Origin of the sequence: Delftia sp. GW456-R20 (genome assembly GCF_001622915.1) — a bacterium.
GTDB classification, from domain to species: Bacteria; Pseudomonadota; Gammaproteobacteria; order Burkholderiales; family Burkholderiaceae_C; genus Comamonas; species Comamonas acidovorans.
This window is the reverse complement of the sequence record NZ_LWCN01000005.1, coordinates 988,662-1,008,034: the sequence shown is the minus strand read 5'-3', so window position 1 is coordinate 1,008,034 and position 19,373 is coordinate 988,662. Positions and strand designations below refer to the sequence as shown.

Here is a 19,373-nt window from a genome sequence, read left to right as displayed (position 1 = left end):
GGACGGGGGATTCGCGTGGCTGTGCTCGCATTGCCCTGTTTATTGGGCGGAATTGCCAATTCTGGCTTCGTGGTTGAGACTGGCGCCCCAATCATTGATGCTGCTGAACATCACCGTGGCACCGGTCGCACCAGCCATATTGGCACCCGCAGGTTCCTTGATTGGGAAGGCGGCCACCTGGCCGGGAAGAACGGGGCCGACGCCTGCCTCGAAGGATTTGCCGTTGAGCTGCAATTCAACGCCAGCCACATTGACCACAAAGGCGCTGGGATTGCGTGCGTTCAACACAGGCTGGTTTTTGGCGTCAACGCCTGCCGACCATTGAAGCAGGGCAGGAGCCTCCTGGGCATTGCCGGGCAGATTGCCGGGCCGGTACATGAGCTTGACGCGAGTGCGAAAGGCGAACTGGAGATTGTTGGAGTCGCCTTCCATTTCCGCCTTGGGCGGGACGTCCAGCACGTTGAGCCAGAACAGGGATTCCTTGTCGGCAGGCAGTGCTTCGCCCGAATAGATGATGCGCAACGTCTGGCTCTTGCCCGCCTCAATGCGCATGATGGTGGGCGTGATGACGAAGGGAACGTCGATGTTCTCAGGCGATTCCTGGTTGTTGCCCTTGTCCAGCCAGGTCTGCACCAGGGCAGGTTTGCTGCCTTCGTTGGTGAGCTGGATGGTGGCTTCCTTCTCGCCACTGGGGAATATGATGCGCGTGCCCGTCAATGTCACGCTGGCCTGTGCCGCCGTTCCAAGAAGAAGGGACAACAGGATGGCAGCAAGCCCATATGAACGTTTGATCGTCAGCATCGGAGAACTCTCTGGGTTTTGAGCGAAAGACTGGGGCCGGGCCCATGTCAGAAAAGCAGAAGACACGGCATATCGACCACCGCAAGGCGGCCGATATGCCTGAAAGTCAGTGATTACTGATAGACCAGCGAGTAGGTCACCGAGGTGTCGGTACGGCCGGCCGTCACGGGGCCGGTGGCCACGTATTCGGAGGCGAAACGCATGATGGCCCGGCCATTGCCACCGACCTTGTTGTCGATGTCCACAAAGCGCGATTGGGCGGAACCGATCTTCAGGCGCTCGTTGTTGCTGGGATCCACGATGGCGATCTGGACACCGGAGGCCACGGTGGGCGCACCAGTACCGCTGGCCGCTGCGGGCTTGAGCATGCCGGTGACCAGGTCTACGTTGGGGCCGGCTTCGAAGAACACGGCGACCTTGGAGACGGGCGCTGTGGAGGTGGCGGTGGCCAGCTCACAGCCGCTGAGTTCCAGCGAGAACGCCTGGCGGCCGACCGTGGCACCCACGGTGGCCAGCTGGTTGTTCGCCACGTTGGGCAGCTTCACGCCGTCCTTGGCGGCGCCGGCGACCGTGGTGTCCACCTTGCAGGTGGTGGTGACCACCTCGCCCGTGAAGTTGATGGTGCCGTCTGCTGCTTGAGCGGTGTTCATGGCCATCATGACCAGGCCGGCAACCGATGTCAGCAATGCGATCTTTTTCATGGGTATTCCCTCGAGTTGAAGAGATAAATGAAATTCCAGCAGCGATGAATGCGCTGGTGGAATAAGAGACTGTGTGAATGGTTGAGTGGTTAATAAATCATCAGTGTTCCATGTTCACCTCATCAATCCAATGGTTGGTAACTGTCAGCATGGTCAAGGATTTGCAGGGGGTTGCGATCATGCTGGAATAGGTGGTGGCGCTTACATGGAGAAATTGTTCGAATGAGGGAGCGTTGGCGAGGGATGGGCGAGGTTTGTTTCTCTGGCATTTTTGAAGTTGAATTGTTCAAATACACCAGTGCCCAATGGCGCGGATGGGATGCAGGAGAGAAACTGTCAAAGAAAAAGGCGAAACAAAAACCTGTTCTTTGGGTATGTGATGGATTCTAGGTGTGCACCGCCACTATATGAAATAGGGCGCATTCTGATAATTGATGCTTGATCTAGGAATAGTCCTAGATTTGCTCTGTCGAATGGGGGAAAGAGGGTGCACAGCCCGCCTGCGCCGGGCGGTTGGCTGTGCTGAGGGTGATGGTGTCTGCGGGGGGAGCGCGGGTCCCGCAGATCAGGAGGGGCCGATGGGGTAGTCGAAGGCGAAGGCGCAGGTCTGCAAGGGCTGCACCGTCCCTGGGCCCTGTGGATCAGGGGCGCTGGGTCAGCAGGTACTGCGCCATTTCGGCAAAGCCGTCTCCTCGCTCGGCCTGGGTGACGTGGCGAGGCAGGTGCTTGAGCTGGGGCACGAAGCGCGCGATGTTGGCCACGCCCAGGCTGTGGGGCATGTGCTCGAACATGAGCTGGTCGTTGGTGGAGTCGCCGATGTAGATCCAGCGGTCCAGCGTGGCGTCGAGGTCGATGTCGAACAGGGTGCGCAGGATCCAGCGCGCGCCTTCGAGCTTGTTGTGCGCGCCAAACCAGCCGTTGATGTGGATGGAGCTGACGGTGGCGTTCATGCCCGCCGCCTTCATGATGGCTACGCAGCGGTCAATGTCCTGCTGGGGCATCTGGGTGAATTCGCTGTGGTCCACGGCAATGTCGCATTCGCGGCCCGCCGAGTCGGTGGCGCGCAGCGCCCCGGGCACGGTGGCCTCGATCTCTGCCAACACCTGCTGCATGCGCGCGTAGTTGGCGGTGCGTGTGGCCTCGTCCTGCTGGTAGAGCTTGTCCAGCCCGCCTTGCGCATTGCGCCGCAGTGCCACGGCGCCGTTCTCGGCCACGATGGCATCCACGGGCCAGGCTTGGGCAAAAGGCTCGCTCCAGCCCACGGGCCTGCCCGTGATCGGCACCACGCGCAGGCCGGACTGCTTGAGCCGGGCGATGGCATCGACGACATGGGCCGGCACCACGCCCTCGGTGGTCAGGGTGTCGTCGATGTCGGTGAGGATGCCGAGCGGCGATGCGGGAGGTGTCCAGAGGGACAGTGGCTGGAGAGTGGTAGGCACGGTCGTCAAAATGCAAAAAGCCGCCCGGGGCGGCTTGTAAAAGGGCAGCGTTTGCGCGCACGGACCGTGCGCGCAAGGGCTCCATCCTACTGCCTGGCGAATTCGACGATGGCCTTGTAGAACTTGTCGGAGCCGTCCTTGGGGTTGTCGGGGGACAGCTCCATGCGGTTGACGCCGTGTTCGGCTGCGCCCAGGCGTGCGGGAATCAGCGAGAAGTAGTAGGGACTGATGAAGGTTGCGCCGTTGTCATAGTGCGACTGCATGGCTTTCAGGTGCACTCCTTCGCGCTTCCACTGCTGCGGGTTGAACTCTGGGACGCCGTAACTGGTGATGCCAATTTGCCTCATGTAGTTGCGCATCCACTCGCTGTTGGTGGTGCCGCCATACATGTTCACGCCGGTTCGCCAGGGCGTATCGCCACCGATCGTCTTGTCGGAGGCAAGCAATTGCGGGTTCCAGGACGAGTTCACATTCGCCACGATCTGATGCGAGTAGATCTTTTCGGCCGGCAGCCCTGCATCTACGGCCCTTTGATGGAAGGCTTTCAGAAGACCGTACACCTGCGATTCGCGGTAGGTGTTCCAATCGTGCGCCAACGGGTTGTAGTAGAGGTCCTGTGGCCCCGCTGGCATGTCCAGCCAGGTGCGTACTCCTCGCAGCGTTGAGATCCTCGGCATCCATCCCAGTCGCTTGGGAGGCTGTGCCGATACCTTGCTCTGATCGCGCGGAACGACCATGAACTCCACATTGGCCAGCAGGTACCGTCGTTCATGGGTTGCGGCAACGACCTGCGCGATGTGTTTGCCTGGTGGCAGGTCTCGATAGTCCAAATCATGCCGAAAGCCAGTGTTGGGATCGGTGATCGCATCCACGGCACGGTAGACATCCAGCCTGCCCAGCCCGCGGGCAACAGGCGCGACGAATATGCCATCCACGTACAGATCCAGCTTTTTCACGGCCTGCTCTGGGTCCCACAGCCAGCCTGCAATCGGCAGCGTGCCACCTGCGTAGGCGTCATAGTGCTCGCCAAAGGAGCTCAGGCGCTCCTTGCGAATGTCCTTGGAAGGTGCAGGAACGGCATCAAACGATGGGTAATCCAGTCCGGTCTGCTTTTTCAGCTGCCCCACATCCTTGTACTTGGACTGCAGCCAGCGCCGAAAGCCTGCAACGGAATCCGGACTGTAGTCTGTGACCTGGATGGATTGGTAGGCGCCCATGCCGTTCTGGAAGTCAGGGAACATGTGGTGCAGTTCGCCCGGCAGCGTGTAGGCGACGATGCGCTTTTGCACCGCCTCGGGAAGCGCTCGGATTCTCTTTGCAACGTACTCCAGTGCCTTGAAACGGTACTGGTTGACGGCAATGGCGGGGTCATCCGACAGTGTGTACGGCATGATCCGATAGCCGAAATAGCCAAGCTCCAATCGTTTGCCATCACGCAACTGCATCAGGTTGCGGGGATCTTGGGCAAGGTCGACAACGATGGGGCCTGTGGAGTCGAAGTGATCTGCCATGAGGTAGACCACAACCGGGCGCTCCACCTTGCGGATGACATTCAAAAAGCTTTCCACACGGGTTGCGTCGATCTCCCAGCCTTGAGCGGTAGGCCGATACAGCGTCAGCAGGGGCAGGGTGATGGTGTAGCCCACTTGGACGGAGCCTTGAGGTCCACCCGGCTCCAGCTTGTCCAGCAATTGCTCGATGGCTGGAGCGCCATCAATGCCTCTCGTGCGGCAGAAATTGAACAATTCCTCGAGCGTTCTCAACTTCGCATTGCCAGCAGCCTCATCGCAGATGAACCATCCTTCGATGCTGGGGGCCAGGATGAGCGGTGGACGGGAAACAGGAGCCGCATCTGACCCGGTGGCAAGGGTCAGGTATCCAAATGACAGCGCCGCAGCGGAAAGGCGGAGAAGTTGATGCATATGGATATCCGACGAGTAGGTTTGCCAGATGCGTTCACCAGGCGCTGATCAATCGCCGGCCAGGTCTTCCAGAGACAGGCTGACTGGCTCGGTGGGAACACTGCTGACGTCGTAATGCAGAAATGCGATCAGGCACTGGATGCCAATGATGACGGGCAAGGCGGCAAGCATGACCGTGCCGCTGGTGGCGGGGTGGTTGCTGCCGCCAATCCAATGCCACAGGCCAAAGAGAGTGCCCAGCACAACCAGCAGAGTGCCGCTCAGGCTGTACAGCGTGCCTATATTGAAGTCACGTACCAGATAGTTGTAGACATAGCGTCGCCAGAGGCGAGAGCCATGTTTGCGCAGGAATTCAGGTAGCACCTTGCCGATCTTGAGATTGGACTCCTCATCCGCGTAGACGGAATCCATGGGCACATCCTTGACCACAGCGCGCACGGTGTTCAGCCGGAACAGCATGTCGGTTTCGAAGAAATAGCGGTTTTCTAGCTTGTCCAGAGGCAGCTCGGCCAGCACGCAGGTGCGCACGGCGGTGTAGCCGTTGGTGGGGTCCATTACGTTCCAGTAGCCGCAGCTGAGCTTGGTCATGAAGGACAGCACCGCATTGCCGAACAGGCGTACCGGCGGCATGTCCTGTACCGATTCCGGCCGGTAGAAGCGGTTGCCCTTGGTGTAGTCGGCTTGGCGGCGCAGCAGGGGTCGCACGAACAGCGGCAGCAGCGAGGGGTCCATCTGGCCGTCACCGTCTATCTTGACAACGATGTCCATGCCGTCGGCAATGGCTGCCTTGTAGGCCGTGACTATGGCTCCTCCGACGCCTCGGTTCTCGGGGTTGTAGAGTACACGCACACGCGTATCCGTGTTGTTTTCCTCAATGAACCGTCCGCTGCCAGCCGGGCAGGCATCGTCCACTGCATAGATTTTCTCGACTTCAGGCCCGATATCGCGAATGACACCGAGTACATGCTGGGTGACCTTGTAGCAGGGGATGGCGACGGCGATTTTCATGCTCGTTGTTGCTGTATGGCGGGGAGGCTGTTGATAAGTTCGAGCAGAAGCTTGCTGTGCCTCAATCAGGGGATTCACGCTTGGATTCTCCTTGGCAAGGCCAGGGATCCCCCTCTGAATGAAGCTTCCATGATGGGCCTTTCAACCCGGCGGTACCATACCATGCTGATGAGCACAATCGTGACTGGTAATGCCAGCATGAAAAACAGCAAGACCGTGGGGCTGTCGATTTGCAGCTGTACACGCGCCCTGCCACTTGCGTCCAGCAAGAACGTGTGAAGCAGGTACAGGCTGTATGAGGCATCTCCGATCCTTACGAGCCATGCGGGAGGTGCCAGCGGAGTTTGCTCAAGCGTGAGTGCCAGAACAAGAGCTGCTGCTCCCATCACGCCGAAGCTTGCGGCCCGCATGATTTCGATTCGATCAAAGTATGGCGAGGTCATTCCCAGGGACACACCTGCCGCCATCAGCACGATACAAATTGGTATGGTCAGGATGGGAGTCTTAAATATCCGAGAACCCGATGTATGCGCGTGAGCAACCAACGCACCTGCCAGGAACTCCAGACCCAGCCCTGTCAGAAGATAGCGCAGGGGCTGCTGGCCGTTGAACACACCGGCAGGGTCAACAACCAGGCACCCAACACCCCAAGCGATCAGCAGCAGCATGGCACAAACGATGGCCTTGATCTGGTGGCGCTGCGGTAACAACGCTATCAGTGCGATCCAAAGGTAGAAATAGATCTCCATGGTCAAGGACCAGGCCGGAGGAAGCCAGTTGTCCCATATGTTGGGATACAGCAGCAGCGTGCTGAATACCATTTTCTTGAGTGGGGGAAGGTCAGAGCCGTAGACAAATATCGTTGTCAGGGCTATCAACAGAAGGATAGGCCAATAGCCGAAGTAAATTCTCTGTAGCCGCCTTTTGACAAAAGGCCACAAGCCGGTTGCCGACACTGTATTGCGTGCCGAGCGGTAGACAACAAAACCGCTGAGTGCGAAAAATATGTCTACGCCGGAGAACCACCATTTCATCGGGCTGGTCAAGCTTGCCAGTATGGGAACGAGGTCCCAGTGAGGGGACATATGAAAAAATAGCACCAATAGTGCTGCGAGGCCGCGCAAGGCCTGTATCCAATGCAGGTTGGCTTTCATTTTTTCACGGAAAAGGCGATATATGGCGAATGGCGGGTTCGCTCTGATTTCTGGAACGCACACATGATCATGATTTCAGGATGCATGCGCAGTTATCGCTATTCCCGCAAGAATCAGTGCTCCACCCACAAGCGTTGGAATGCGGATTGGTTCTCCCAAAAACATCCATCCGAGGCACGGAACGATCAGGAAAGCCAGACCCATGAAGGGGTAGGCGAGATGCAGCGGGGCATGGCGCAGGACCCAGATCCATACCAAGGTCGTGATTCCATAGAGAGCAAGGGCGGTGATCAACCAGCCATTGAACATCCAGTGTTGCCAGGAGGCAGCGGCGGGAATGGCCAAGGCGGCCTTTTTGAAAAGCATCTGCCCCAGGGAGATGCCGAAGACGCAGGCGATGGTGATTATTATCAGATGTAGTGGCATGGGTCTGATTCGGATGTGGGTGTCAGGGGCGGTTCTCTAGCTTCTGCAAGACTCGTGCACGATAATAAATTCCTAGGCTTGCTTCATAAAGGCCTATTTCAGAGAGTTGCATCTGAGTATTCGCTTTGCATTCGAAGGCAAGTTGGATGGATTTTCCGGCGCCTTCGGACATGACGAAAAGCATGCCTCGTGCGAAATCCTGCCCTGGACCGAAGCCCCTGATGTTGATTATTTCTTCCCGTAGTTTTCCAGCCTGATTCGTATATTTCACCCACACCTTGGAGCACTCGCCTCGCATATCAGGGATGCGCAGTCGCAGGATTGTCAAATTATTGACAGGATGGATATTTCCTTCCCAAGTGATTGAGAATCTGCCCGATGGTGAATTTGAAAGGCCGTGAAATGGATCTCCTTCGAAGCCCTCAACGCTCAGTTCGGACGGATCGGCTATTTGAAGTGCCTTGTGCGGGACCGCCTCAAGATCAGGCAACACAGGAGCGCTATAACGCATATGCCAAGATCCGCCGAGAATGCTCAGCAAGACGGCCGTTGCGGCCAACAACATGACGCGGAGATTTTTCCTTCTTTGCCACAAAAGACTCAAGCCGATGGCTGCCAATAGCGTCAACTGCAGTTCCAGTGCGGTGACGCTGTATCGAGGATTGTAGAGAACAGGAATGTGTACACTCAATTGATAAAGAGCGGTTCCTGCGAGCAGCCAGACTATCGGGTGCCTGCGACCGAGAAAAAACCCTATAGCGGCGAGCGTCAATAGTGCTGAACGCCATATACGAGGGCCGTAGTACTTGAGATCGCTTTTGCTGAAGAAAAGTAACGCACCTGCCTTTTCTATATATAGTTTGGTGAGTTCTGGCAATGGCATGTCTGCGATGATATTTCGTGCCACTGCTATCAGGCGTTTATCGCCAGTGATGGAAAGGTGAGAAAGATTGTCTACGACGGTGAATTCGTCATGGGACAATCCGAAAAATGGAGGTTCCTGTCCTTTCAGCATCGGGTTGCTGCCGAAATAAAGGGCCGCACCTGCGCCAGCTGCGACGGATGGTTTATCGAATACCACCGCATTTCGGGCTATGTAGCTGAAAACCAGAACAAAAGCTGTGAGATGGATGATGGCGAGACGAAGCCATGCACTTCGAGATCCAAAAAATGGAAATCTTGTCAGCAAACCAAAGAATATGATCGCAGCGGGTAGCCAGTACATGAAAGTGGCTCTTGTTAGAGTCGCTGCCGCGAGCGTTACTCCTGCAAGGAAAACTCCCGCAAAGCTGCGCCAACCATGCTGTTCGAGTGCCCATATGGACGCCCAGAACCATAGCGTGACAAGAAAAAGAAAAGGGGCCTCCACCATGACATAGGTACTGAGGTGGGGCAAATAGGGTGAAAGTGCAAAGAGCCACGCAGCTGTGGCTGCAGCTGCGGCGCCGGCAATGCGACGGCCTCCGTCGAAAAACATGACCACCATTGCCAGTCCCATGGCAAGATTGATCGCCTTGAGTTGGTTGGTGTCGGCATTTCCAAGCGCCATATAGACGAATGGTCCTGGCGCAGTTTTTAGTATGTCGACACTATTCCAAAGCTCTGCCGGATCGCTTAGCAGCCTTCTGGCAAGTGGTAGATAGGTAAAGGCGGTGTCGAATGAGACGTCGGGGCTGGCGATGAATGGGACGGCTCTGGTTGCATAAATGATCAAAGGTGCAATCAAGCCAAAGATCCACCAGGCATTGCTGGCATTGGTTTTCCCGGTGAACAAAGGACTTGCTGTTTGGGTCATTGAACTGGCACAGACTGCTTAGTGGTTTATTTGGTATATCGCTTGTGATGCATAAGTCAGGGCGACCAGTGCAATGGCTGAGAGGCTGAGGAAAATAATTGGGCGCCTTGAGATGAAAGACGCCGAATTATTCTCGGGCTCATGGCGCACCTTTAGAAAGGGACGCTCTATGAATAAATATGACAAGAAGGATGCGATCAATATCGGTGGCCAAGTGTAGAGTATCGTGGCAACGAGCTTGTTGTCGGGTGTCAAGCCATGTGGCAGGTTTGTCATCACAAAGATGTCAAGAATAATGGTGTGCCAGAGATATATGCTGTAGCTGATGGTTCCGATAAATATCATGACCCGATTGCCGAATAAAAGCCTGGCAATTTTACTATGGGATGCAGCACCGTATATCATGGCGGCGGATATGATGCCGACAATGGTTTGGAAGAAGTAGTAAAAATGGTCTCTGTTCTCGAATAGATTTCCACGTCGGCCAATAAACGATATGAAAATAAGCATGCCTATGATGCTGGCAATAAGAATCATGCTGCCCTTGCGGGGAGAGGCAGGATGCTTTATGCAGAAATATGCAGCAATGGCGCCGAGAGAGAATTGATCCATTCGGCCAAAGAATGAAAAGAGAAATATCCCTTTGGATTGGATGGTCGGTGTATTTATGACAATGAATCTCAGCGCAATCGTTAGAAATATGAGGAAAATAAAGACCGTGTGAAATGATTTGCAGCGGGATGCTGCAAATATCAGGAATGGCAGGAACACATAGAAGAGGGCTTCAACCGGGAGAGACCAAAAAGCACCGCGCAAGGGGGGGGTCTCAAACCATGTATTCGCCAGCAGCACATGCTGAAGCATTTCTGCAGGAGTCGGTAATTTGCCGAGTCCGTATAGTAGGAAGTATATGAGTACCAGTATTGTGAAGTAGTAGGCTGGAAGCAGCCTCAGCGCTCGGCGCCGGTAAAAATCAAGTGTCCCTTCAATAAATGGAACATTTTTTCTTGCTCTCAGGAAAGGTGTGGTTAGAAGAAATCCTGAGAGGACGAAGAATATGTCCACGCCCCATTCTCCCATGCGAATGACTCGCGTAACTCCAATTTCGTGAGTTGTGAATGGAATATTGAAATTTACGCTTCCGCCACCAGTGATTGCCCAGGTGTGGAGAATAAGAACCCATAAAACGGCCAATGCGCGGATGCCAGTGAGATTATCCAGATATAGTCCGGATGAAGTTTTTTTCTCGAGTTCCAGAAAATTTTTAAATATCATGAAACAACTGGCCTAATGCTTGAAAGCGAAATGCTGGGTGGCACGTATTATTTGTTTGCAATCTGTTATTGATATATTGATTGCAGGCTCGGTATATCAGGTGGTAAATCTGGCTTGTATGTTCTCTGCACTGTGTTGGACGCGCGGTTTGCGGGGTTTGAGTTTGATTGCCTGTTTTTCTATCAAGTGCCAGCTGGCATAGGCCAGTGTTATTGTCAATAAGGCGGCAAGGCAGAGCGTCCCCGTGAATCCGAGATTTGGCCAAGTATAGAAAATCACAACCTGCTGGATGGGGAAGGCGAACAGATAGATCCCGTAAGATGGATCACCCCATCGTCCTGCTCGGCGAATGATTGGCGTTGCGAGAGTCCCTGCGTAAATGATCAGAAAGGGCAGGCCGATCAACATGGCTGTGTGCCGCCAGCCAGCGAGCCAGGCAACCACGAACGAAAGCAAGACCCCGGTGCCCCACAGCAAGGGGTTGCGGCGCCAGTAGATTTCCAAGGCGCACACGGAGACTCCCGCTAAAAAGAAGGCGCTGAGCTCTCGGCCGTAGTTCGTGACCCCTGTGATGTCTGCATTGCTGCGCGAAAGAAACCATGCCATGAAAGCAGCCACGCAAAGCAGAAGTACAGGCCGAAATTTAAGCAAGCCTAAAGTACCAGCAATACCCAGCACTATGTAACAACGTACTTCGTAAGGTATTGTCCACAGTGATCCATTGACGCCACTGGGATAGGGGTTGTGTGTAAAAACACCAGGCAGAACATAATGAATTTCCATCCATAGCGTGCGCAGATAGTCGGATGTTGCTCCGTGCTCAAGATACTGCCGCGCTGGCAATTCGGTCATCCATGTGCCGAGTCCATAGGCAGTGAGTACTACAACAAAAGTCAATGCAGGCCATATGCGCAGAAAACGCCGCAAACTGAATCGCAGCACGTTAGGATCTTTCCACCAGCTGTTCATGACCAGATAGCCGCTGATAATAAAGAAGATGACAACTGCAAGTCCGCCCAGACTGTACAAACCGAAAAACGACGGTTCCATCTGTCCGGTCAGCGCATAGTGATGGCTGTACAGGACCATGGAGGCCGCAACGATACGGATAAAATCGAAGTTGTTGCCTTGATGGGTGGCTGAAGTAATTGCCATGATTCAGACTTGACTACTGACCTTGCAACGCCAACCCCGCATGCTCGCGCAGCGGATGAAAGTGAATCTTCGGAAACCGCTCCTGCGCCAATCGCACGTCATACGGCGAGGTGCACAGATAGGCCAGCGTATCGGCCGCATCGCGCGCCATGCGCAGCGGGTAGGCGTTCTCGAATTCGCGCAGCTCGGCCGGGGTGTCGGCCGTGATCCAGCGGGCGCCGGTGTACTGGCAGCCTTCCAAGCGGATGTCGCAGTCGTATTCGGCGTTCAGGCGGTGCTGGACGACTTCGAACTGCAGCTGGCCCACGGCGCCCAGCAGCATGTTGCCGCCGGCCTCGGGCTTGAAGACCTGGATGGCGCCTTCCTCGCCCAGCTGCATCAGGCCCTGCTGCAGCTGCTTGGTGCGCAGCGGATTCTTGAGCACCACGGTCATGAACATTTCCGGGGCGAAGAAGGGCAGGCCCGTGAATTGGAGGTTGGTGCCGTCGGTGATGGTGTCGCCCAGCTGAACGCCGCCGTGCGTGGTGAAGCCGATGATGTCGCCCGCATAGGCTTCTTCCACGGCTTCGCGGCGCTGGCTCATGAAGGTCACGACCGATGTGGGGCGCAGCTCCTTGGCAGTGCGCTGGACCTTCATCTTCATGCCGGGCGTGTACTTGCCCGAGGCCACGCGCACGAAGGCGATGCGGTCGCGGTGGTTGGCATCCATGTTGGCCTGGACCTTGAAGACCACGCCGGAGAAGCCTTCGTCCTCGGGCTGGATGATCTTTTCCACAGGCTGCTTGTTGACCAGCAGCGAGCTTTTGCGGGGGCCGGGCGGGGGCGACATGTCGACCACGGCATCCAGCACTTCCATGACACCGAAGTTGTTCACGCCGGAGCCGAAGAAGACCGGCGTGAGCTTGCCTGCCAGGAAGGCCTCGTGGTCCCAGGGGGCCGAGGCGCCCTGGGCCAGTTCCATGCTTTCCAGCGCATCGTCGAAGGACTGGCCGAAGCGCGCGCGCAGCTTGTCGGCCTCAGCCAGGGGAATGGCCTCGAAGTCCTGCGGGCGGCGTTCGCTGCCGGGCTGGAACACCGTCATGGTCTGGGTGAGCAGGTTGATGATGCCGCCGAACTGCCGGCCCTGGCCCACAGGCCAGGTGACGGGGCAGCAGGGCATGCCCAGTTCGCGCTCGACTTCGTCGAGGATGTCCAGCGGATCGCGCACTTCGCGGTCCATCTTGTTGACGAAGGTGATGATGGGCGTGTCGCGCTGGCGGCAGACCTCGATCAGGCGGCGGGTCTGCGATTCCACGCCGTTGGCGGCGTCGATGACCATCAGCGCCGAGTCCACGGCCGTGAGCACGCGGTAGGTGTCTTCCGAGAAGTCCTTGTGGCCGGGCGTGTCGAGCAGGTTGACCACGTGATCGCGGTAGCTCATCTGCATGACCGAGCTGGCCACCGAGATGCCGCGCTGCTTTTCGATTTCCATCCAGTCGGAGGTGGCATGGCGGCTGGCCTTGCGGCCCTTGACGGCGCCCGCGATCTGGATCGCGCCCGAGAACAGCAGCAGCTTTTCGGTCAGCGTGGTCTTGCCCGCGTCGGGGTGGGAAATGATGGCAAAAGTCCGGCGGCGCCGGGTTTCAGAGGCGTATGACACAGTATTGAAAGCGCAAAGGCAGGGCGGTGCCTGCCAGGAAAGGGAGACGTAATGTCTGTCGCGGGCGGCCATTGGGCATGGAGCCAAGCGAGGCCGTAAATGGCCGCCATTCTACTTTCGCACTGGAAATATCGGCGAACAGGGATGTAAGTCGTGCCCCTGGTTTCTTGATGCCGTCTTGATACGGCATGCCGCAATCTCAATCCGCTTTTGACAGCCCCGGCCCTAGAGTTTTCCCCATCGCAACAACAGGTGCCGCCAAGCGGTGCCGATGCGGGAGAAATTCCTATGACCCTGACCGAAATCACCGGATGGCTGGGCGCCTTGGGCGCTCTGGCTCTGTTTGTCTATCTGGGATACGCCTTGCTGCGGCCCGAGCAGTTCTGAGGTGGCGCAGATGCAAGACCTGATCTTTATCGCCCTGAGCCTGGGCTGCTTCGGGGGCCTGCTGGCCTTCGTGGCGGCGCTGGGCCGGATTTGACTGCCTGAAAGGAGACCGCCATGTGGTTGACCTGGATGGAATATGCACTGGTGCTGCTGGTGATGACGGCGCTGGCCGTGCCCATGGGGCAGTGGCTGGCACGCTGCTTCACGAGTGAGCACCATGCCTGGATCGAGCGGCTGAGCTTTCGTGCCCTGGGCGTGAACCCGGCCGAGCGCATGGGCTGGCAGCGCTACGGGCTGGCGCTGCTGCTGTCCAACGGCGCCATGCTGCTGCTGGGCTATGCGCTGCTGCGCGCGCAGGGCTGGCTGCCGCTGAATGCGCTGGGCAATGCGGCGCAGACGCCGGACCTGGCCTTCAACACGGCCGCGTCCTTTGTGACCAATACCAACTGGCAGGCGTATTCGGGCGAGAGCAGCCTGTCCAACGCCACGCAGATGGTGGCCATCACCTTCATGATGTTTGCGGGTGCTATCACGGGCGTGGTCGCGGCTGCGGGCTTCATCCGCGGCCTGGCGCGCTCCAGCGCATCGGACCTGGGCAACTACTGGGTGGACTATGTGCGCGTGCTGTGGCGCGTGATGCTGCCGCTGAGCTTTGTGGTGGCCCTGGTCTATGTGTGGCAGGGCGTGCCGCAGGCGCTGGATGGCCAGGTCTGGGCGACGACGCTGGAGGGCGCGCGCCAGCAGATCCTGCTGGGCCCCGTGGCCAGCCTGGAGAGCATCAAGCACATCGGCACCAACGGCGGCGGCTTCTTTGGCATGAACGCGGCCCATCCGTTCGAGAACCCCACGCCGCTGACCAATGCCATCCACATCCTGGGCATGCTGCTGATTCCCTCGGCCATGACCTATGCCTTCGGCTCCATGCTGCTGCGCCGCCGCCAGGGCTGGGTGCTGTTCGGCGCCTGCCTGGTGATGTTCGTGGGCTTTCTGGCGCTGGTGTTCACGGCCGAGCAGGCCGGCAATCCGCTGCTCACGGCCGCAGGTGCCGACCAGCAGATCAGCGCCACCCAGCCGGGCGGCAACATGGAGGGCAAGGAGCTGCGCTTTGGCATCGCCGATACGGCGTTGTTCGTGGCCACGACCACGGCCGCGACCACGGGCTCGGTCAATGCCATGCATGACTCACTGACGCCGCTGGGCGGGCTGGTGCCGCTGGCACAGATGATGCTCAACTGCGTGTTCGGCGGTGATGGCGTGGGCCTGATCAACCTGCTGCAGTACGCCATCCTCACGGTCTTCCTGGCCGGCATGATGATCGGCCGCACGCCCGAGTTCCTGGGCAAGAAGATCGAGGCGCGCGAGATCAAGCTGGTGATGCTGGCCGTGATGGCGCATCCCATCTCCGTCCTGGGCTTCACGGCGCTGGCGGCGGTCTGGCCCGACACGCTGGCCAGCCTGGCCAACCGGGGGCCGCATGGCTTCTCGGAAGTGCTCTATGCCTATGCCTCGGGCACGGCCAACAACGGCTCGGCCTTTGCGGGCCTGAATGCGAACACGCCGTTCTTCAACACCACCATCGGCCTGGCCATGCTGGCGGGCCGCTATCTGACGCTGCTGCCCATGCTGGCCCTGGCCGGCAGCCTGGCGGCCAAGCCCACCGTGCCTGCGGGGCCGGGCACCTTCCCGACGGCCACGCCGCTGTTCATGGGGCTGCTGGTCTTCGTGGTGGTCGTGGTCGGCGGGCTGACCTTCCTGCCTTCGCTGGCCCTGGGGCCCGTGGTCGAGCAGCTGCAGATGCTGTCAGGACAGGTCTACCCCTGAATCCCTGAGCCAGCTGAGCCCGTTTTTTTCTTGGCCGCCGGTTCTGCCTTGGCAGGGCCGTGCGGCGGAGGTTTCGAGATGCAAGTTCAAACACATACTTCCGGCCCCTTGCCGGTGCTGCGCGCTGATGCGCAGGCACAAACGCAGGCCGTTCCAGGCGGGCTGCGCTCGCTGTTCGGCCCCAGCCTGCGGTCGGCGCTGTTCGTCGCCGTGGTCACGGGCCTGGCCTATCCGCTGGTCACCACGCTCGTGGCCCAGGCTGCGTTTCCCAAGACCGCCAATGGCAGCCTGGTCATGCGCCAGGGCTCGGTCGTGGGCTCGGCCCTGATCGGGCAGGAGTTCGCCTCGCCCCGTTATTTCCAGGGCAGGCCCAGCGCCACCACGGCGCCTGATCCCGACAAGGCCGATGCCACGGTGGCCGCGCCCTACAACGCTGCGCTGTCGGCTGCCACCAACCAGGGGCCGACCCATGCGGCGCTCAAGGAGTCCGTGGCGGCGCGCGTGGCGGCCTACCGCGAACTCAATGGCCTGGCTGCAGATGCTGCGGTGCCTGTGGATGCCGTGACGGCCTCGGCCTCCGGCCTGGATCCGCACATCTCGGTGGCCAATGCCGAGCTGCAACTGCCGCGCGTGGCCCGCGAGCGCCAACTGCCCGTGGCCAAGGTCCAGGAACTGTTGCGCCAGCAGGTGGAGCCGCGCGTGCTGGGCCTGCTGGGCGAGCCGCGTGTGAACGTGCTGCAGCTGAATCTGGCGCTGGACGATCTTTCGGCCGCGACGCTGCAGCCTGCGGCAGTCCATGCCGCCAAGGAGTAAGCCATGTCGCGCAAAACTGCTTTGTCCCTGTTCGATCCTTCGCTGGTGCGCCAGGCGCTGGGTGACTCCGTCCGCAAGCTGGCACCCAGCGCGCAATGGCGCAACCCGGTGATGTTCGTAGTCTACCTGGGCGCCATCTTCACCAGCCTGCTCTGGGCCCAGGCCCTGGCGGGCGAAGGTGAAGCGCCTGCGGGCTTCATCCTGGCGATTGCGCTGTGGCTGTGGTTCACCGTGCTGTTCGCCAACTTTGCAGAGGCGCTGGCCGAGGGGCGCAGCCGCGCCCAGGCCGCCAGCCTGCGCAGCATGAAGCGCAGCACCGTCGCCAAGAAGCTGGAGCAGGCCAACTACCAGAGCCGCTGGCATCCCGTGGGTGCCGAAGAACTGCGTTCGGGTATGTGGGTGCTGGTGGAGGCCGGCGACACCGTGCCGCTGGACGGCACCGTGATCGAGGGCGTGGCCTCGGTGGACGAGAGCGCCATCACCGGCGAATCGGCCCCCGTGATCCGCGAGGCCGGCGGCGACTTCTCTTCGGTCACCGGCGGCACGCGCGTGCTGTCGGACTGGCTGGTGGTGCAGATCACCGTCAATCCCGGCGAGTCCTTCCTCGACCGCATGATCTCCATGGTGGAGTCGGCCCGCCGCCACAAGACGCCTAACGAGCTGGCGCTGACCATTTTGCTGGTCGGGCTGACGCTGCTGTTCCTGCTGGTCATCGTTACGCTGCGGCCCTATTCGTCCTTTGCGGTGGAGCTGACGGGCAGCGGCCAGGTCGTGGGACTGACGGTGCTGATCGCCCTGCTGGTGTGCCTGATCCCGACCACCATCGGCGGCCTGCTGTCGGCCATTGGCGTGGCGGGCATGAGCCGCATGATGCAGGCCAACGTGATCGCCACCTCGGGCCGCGCCGTGGAGGCGGCCGGCGACGTGGACGTGCTGCTGCTGGACAAGACCGGCACCATCACGCTGGGCAACCGCCAGGCCAGCGAGTTCCTGCCCGCGCCCGGCGTGACGGCCGCGCAACTGGTGGATGCGGCGCAGCTGGCTTCGCTTGCCGACGAGACGCCTGAAGGCCGCAGCGTGGTCGTGCTGGCCAAGGAAATGCATGGCCTGCGCGAGCGTGACCTGGCAACCCTGCATGCCGTCTTCGTGCCCTTCACGGCCCAGACGCGCATGAGCGGCGTGGACATGCCGCAGCCCGACGGCGGCACGCGCAGCCTGCGCAAGGGCGCGGCCGACGCCGTGCGCCGCCACGTCGAAGCCATGGGCGGCAAGTTCCCGCCCGCCATGCTCAAGGTGGTGGAGGATGTGTCGCGGCGCGGCAGCACGCCGCTGGTCGTGGCCGACGGTGCCCGCGTGCTGGGCGTGATCGAGCTCAAGGACGTGGTCAAGCACGGCATACGCGAACGCTTTGCCGAGCTGCGCCGCATGGGCATCAAGACCGTGATGATCACGGGCGACAACCCGCTCACGGCGGCGGCCATTGCGGCCGAGGCCGGCGTGGACGACTACCTGGCCGAAGCCACGCCCGAGGACAAGCTGCGCCTGATCCGCGAACACCAGGCCGCCGGCCGGCTGGTGGCCATGACCGGCGACGGCACCAACGACGCACCTGCCCTGGCCCAGGCCGACGTGGCCGTGGCCATGAACAGCGGCACCCAGGCGGCCAAGGAGGCCGGCAACATGGTGGACCTGGACAGCAACCCGACCAAGCTCATCGAGGTCGTGGAGACCGGCAAGCAGATGCTGATGACGCGCGGCGCGCTGACCACCTTCAGCGTGGCCAACGACGTGGCCAAGTACTTCGCCATCATCCCGGCCGCCTTCGTGGGCTCCTATCCGCAGCTGTCGGCGCTCAACGTCATGGGGCTGGCCAGCCCGGGCTCGGCCATCCTGAGTGCCGTGATCTTCAACGCGCTGATCATCATCGTGCTGATCCCGCTGGCCCTGCGCGGCGTGCCCTACCGCGCCATCGGTGCCTCGGCCCTGCTGCGGCGCAACCTGCTGATCTACGGCCTGGGTGGCCTGGTCGTTCCCTTCATCGGCATCAAGCTGATCGACATGCTGCTGGTGGCTCTGAATCTGGCGTGACCCTGTGCGGCCCGCCTGCCCGCCCGGGCAGGCCCCGCTTTGCTCTTCTCTTCAAGAAAACCAAGATGAAATCCGTTCCCTCCATGGCGGCCGCTGGTGCCGTCCCCCGTTTCTCTCTGGCCGCACTGCTGTCGCTGGCGGCCGCATCCTGCCATGCGCAGGCCGAGACCTCCCCCGTCAGCGCTGCCAGTGCCGATGCCCAGCAATCGCCCGCACCCGCCTACGCCCTCACCGGCAGCGTGACGCTGCTCAGCGACTACCGTTTCCGTGGCATCTCGCAAAGCTGGATGGGGCCTGCGCTGCAGGGCGGGCTGGAGCTGTCGCTGCCGCGCGGCGCCTACCTGGGCGTGTCCGGCTCCAGCGTGTCGCGCCACAGCTATCTGGATGGCCGCGCGCTGGAGCTGGACCTGTACGGCGGCTGGCGCACCGAATTGCCGGCGGGCTGGACGGGCGACATCGGCCTGCTGCATTACAACTACCCCGGCGCGCGCGTGCCCCGCGGGGATGGCAGCGGCGGCGTGCGCTACGACACCACCGAGGCCTATCTGGGCGTCACCAACGGCGGCTTCAGCGCCAAATGGTCGCTGGCGCTCACGCCTTACTTCGGGCTGCGCGACAGCACGGCGGCCACGGCCTTTGCCGAGGCACTTCCCGGCAGCAGCAGCTCACGCGGCAGCAGCTATCTGGACCTGAACTACCAGCACCCGCTGGGCGACTGGGCCGTGCTGGGCCTGCATGCCGGCCACACGCAGGTGCGCAACTACAGCGAACTGTCGTATGCCGACTGGCGCGTCTCGCTGGCCCGCAGCTGGGGACCGTGGACGGCTACGCTGGCCTGGGCCGGCACCTCCGCCGACACGCGCTACTACCGCGCGGCCAACGCGGCGGGCCAGATGCAAAGCCTGGGCCGCAGCGGCTGGGTGCTGTCGCTGTCGGCGGCGTTCTAGTG

At 60.0% G+C, this 19,373-nt stretch carries 16 protein-coding genes; 6 read left to right on the top strand and 10 right to left on the bottom strand.

Features of this window, described 5'->3' with window-relative positions; translation table 11 throughout:
* Positions 1–39: 39 nt before the first annotated feature.
* The 6 genes from A4F85_RS28410 to A4F85_RS28385 form a co-directional block, all read right to left on the bottom strand.
* Complete coding sequence (locus A4F85_RS28410; RefSeq protein WP_063328527.1) at positions 40–801, bottom strand: fimbrial biogenesis chaperone; 762 nt, start codon at positions 799–801, stop codon at positions 40–42.
* Positions 802–914: 113 nt separating this feature from the next.
* Entirely contained in the window at positions 915–1,502 is a 588-nt protein-coding gene (locus A4F85_RS28405; RefSeq protein WP_013800427.1) for a fimbrial protein, read from the bottom strand.
* Between the two features lie 641 nt (positions 1,503–2,143).
* Complete coding sequence (locus A4F85_RS28400; RefSeq protein ID WP_034399018.1) at positions 2,144–2,941, bottom strand: HAD-IIB family hydrolase; 798 nt, start codon at positions 2,939–2,941, stop codon at positions 2,144–2,146.
* Between the two features lie 86 nt (positions 2,942–3,027).
* Positions 3,028–4,863, bottom strand: a complete 1,836-nt coding sequence (locus A4F85_RS28395) for a hypothetical protein (protein WP_231890640.1) — start codon at positions 4,861–4,863, stop codon at positions 3,028–3,030.
* Positions 4,864–4,911: 48 nt separating this feature from the next.
* Positions 4,912–5,871: a glycosyltransferase family 2 protein gene (locus tag A4F85_RS28390; RefSeq protein ID WP_043820224.1), complete on the bottom strand. Its 960-nt coding sequence runs from the start codon at positions 5,869–5,871 to the stop codon at positions 4,912–4,914.
* A gap of 74 nt (positions 5,872–5,945) precedes the next feature.
* Positions 5,946–7,025, bottom strand: coding sequence for an acyltransferase family protein (locus tag A4F85_RS28385; RefSeq protein WP_063328526.1), 1,080 nt, complete (start codon positions 7,023–7,025; stop codon positions 5,946–5,948).
* A 63-nt stretch (positions 7,026–7,088) separates the two neighbouring features.
* Here A4F85_RS28385 and A4F85_RS31455 point away from each other — a divergent pair, with 63 nt between their 5' ends.
* Positions 7,089–7,445: a hypothetical protein gene (locus A4F85_RS31455; RefSeq protein ID WP_319076611.1), complete on the top strand. Its 357-nt coding sequence runs from the start codon at positions 7,089–7,091 to the stop codon at positions 7,443–7,445.
* 28 nt (positions 7,446–7,473) lie between these two features.
* Here A4F85_RS31455 and A4F85_RS29960 read toward each other — a convergent pair whose 3' ends face one another.
* From A4F85_RS29960 to A4F85_RS28365, 4 genes are all read right to left on the bottom strand, one after another.
* Complete coding sequence (locus tag A4F85_RS29960) at positions 7,474–9,246, bottom strand: glycosyltransferase family 39 protein (RefSeq protein WP_082848316.1); 1,773 nt, start codon at positions 9,244–9,246, stop codon at positions 7,474–7,476.
* Positions 9,247–9,264: 18 nt separating this feature from the next.
* Positions 9,265–10,521: an acyltransferase family protein gene (locus tag A4F85_RS28375; RefSeq protein WP_082848315.1), complete on the bottom strand. Its 1,257-nt coding sequence runs from the start codon at positions 10,519–10,521 to the stop codon at positions 9,265–9,267.
* Between the two features lie 96 nt (positions 10,522–10,617).
* Positions 10,618–11,676: an acyltransferase family protein gene (locus A4F85_RS29955; protein ID WP_082848314.1), complete on the bottom strand. Its 1,059-nt coding sequence runs from the start codon at positions 11,674–11,676 to the stop codon at positions 10,618–10,620.
* A gap of 13 nt (positions 11,677–11,689) precedes the next feature.
* A complete protein-coding gene (locus A4F85_RS28365; RefSeq protein WP_063328522.1) occupies positions 11,690–13,315 on the bottom strand; it encodes a peptide chain release factor 3 in 1,626 nt (541 codons plus the stop codon).
* A gap of 288 nt (positions 13,316–13,603) precedes the next feature.
* Between A4F85_RS28365 and kdpF the strand changes: the two genes are divergently transcribed.
* From kdpF to A4F85_RS28340, 5 genes are all read left to right on the top strand, one after another.
* Positions 13,604–13,702 carry a K(+)-transporting ATPase subunit F gene (kdpF, locus tag A4F85_RS28360; protein ID WP_034397326.1) on the top strand — a complete coding sequence of 33 codons (99 nt, stop codon included), beginning with the start codon at positions 13,604–13,606 and terminating at the stop codon, positions 13,700–13,702.
* 114 nt (positions 13,703–13,816) lie between these two features.
* Positions 13,817–15,523: a potassium-transporting ATPase subunit KdpA gene (gene kdpA / locus A4F85_RS28355; RefSeq protein WP_034397325.1), complete on the top strand. Its 1,707-nt coding sequence runs from the start codon at positions 13,817–13,819 to the stop codon at positions 15,521–15,523.
* 78 nt (positions 15,524–15,601) lie between these two features.
* Positions 15,602–16,336, top strand: coding sequence for a K(+)-transporting ATPase subunit C (gene kdpC / locus A4F85_RS28350; RefSeq protein ID WP_063328521.1), 735 nt, complete (start codon positions 15,602–15,604; stop codon positions 16,334–16,336).
* Positions 16,337–16,339: 3 nt separating this feature from the next.
* Positions 16,340–18,424 carry a potassium-transporting ATPase subunit KdpB gene (kdpB, locus tag A4F85_RS28345; protein WP_063328520.1) on the top strand — a complete coding sequence of 695 codons (2,085 nt, stop codon included), beginning with the start codon at positions 16,340–16,342 and terminating at the stop codon, positions 18,422–18,424.
* 83 nt (positions 18,425–18,507) lie between these two features.
* The gene (locus tag A4F85_RS28340) at positions 18,508–19,371 is read left to right on the top strand and encodes a TorF family putative porin (protein ID WP_063328626.1); all 864 of its coding nucleotides are present in this window, start codon (positions 18,508–18,510) and stop codon (positions 19,369–19,371) included.
* The last annotated feature ends 2 nt before the right edge of the window (positions 19,372–19,373 follow it).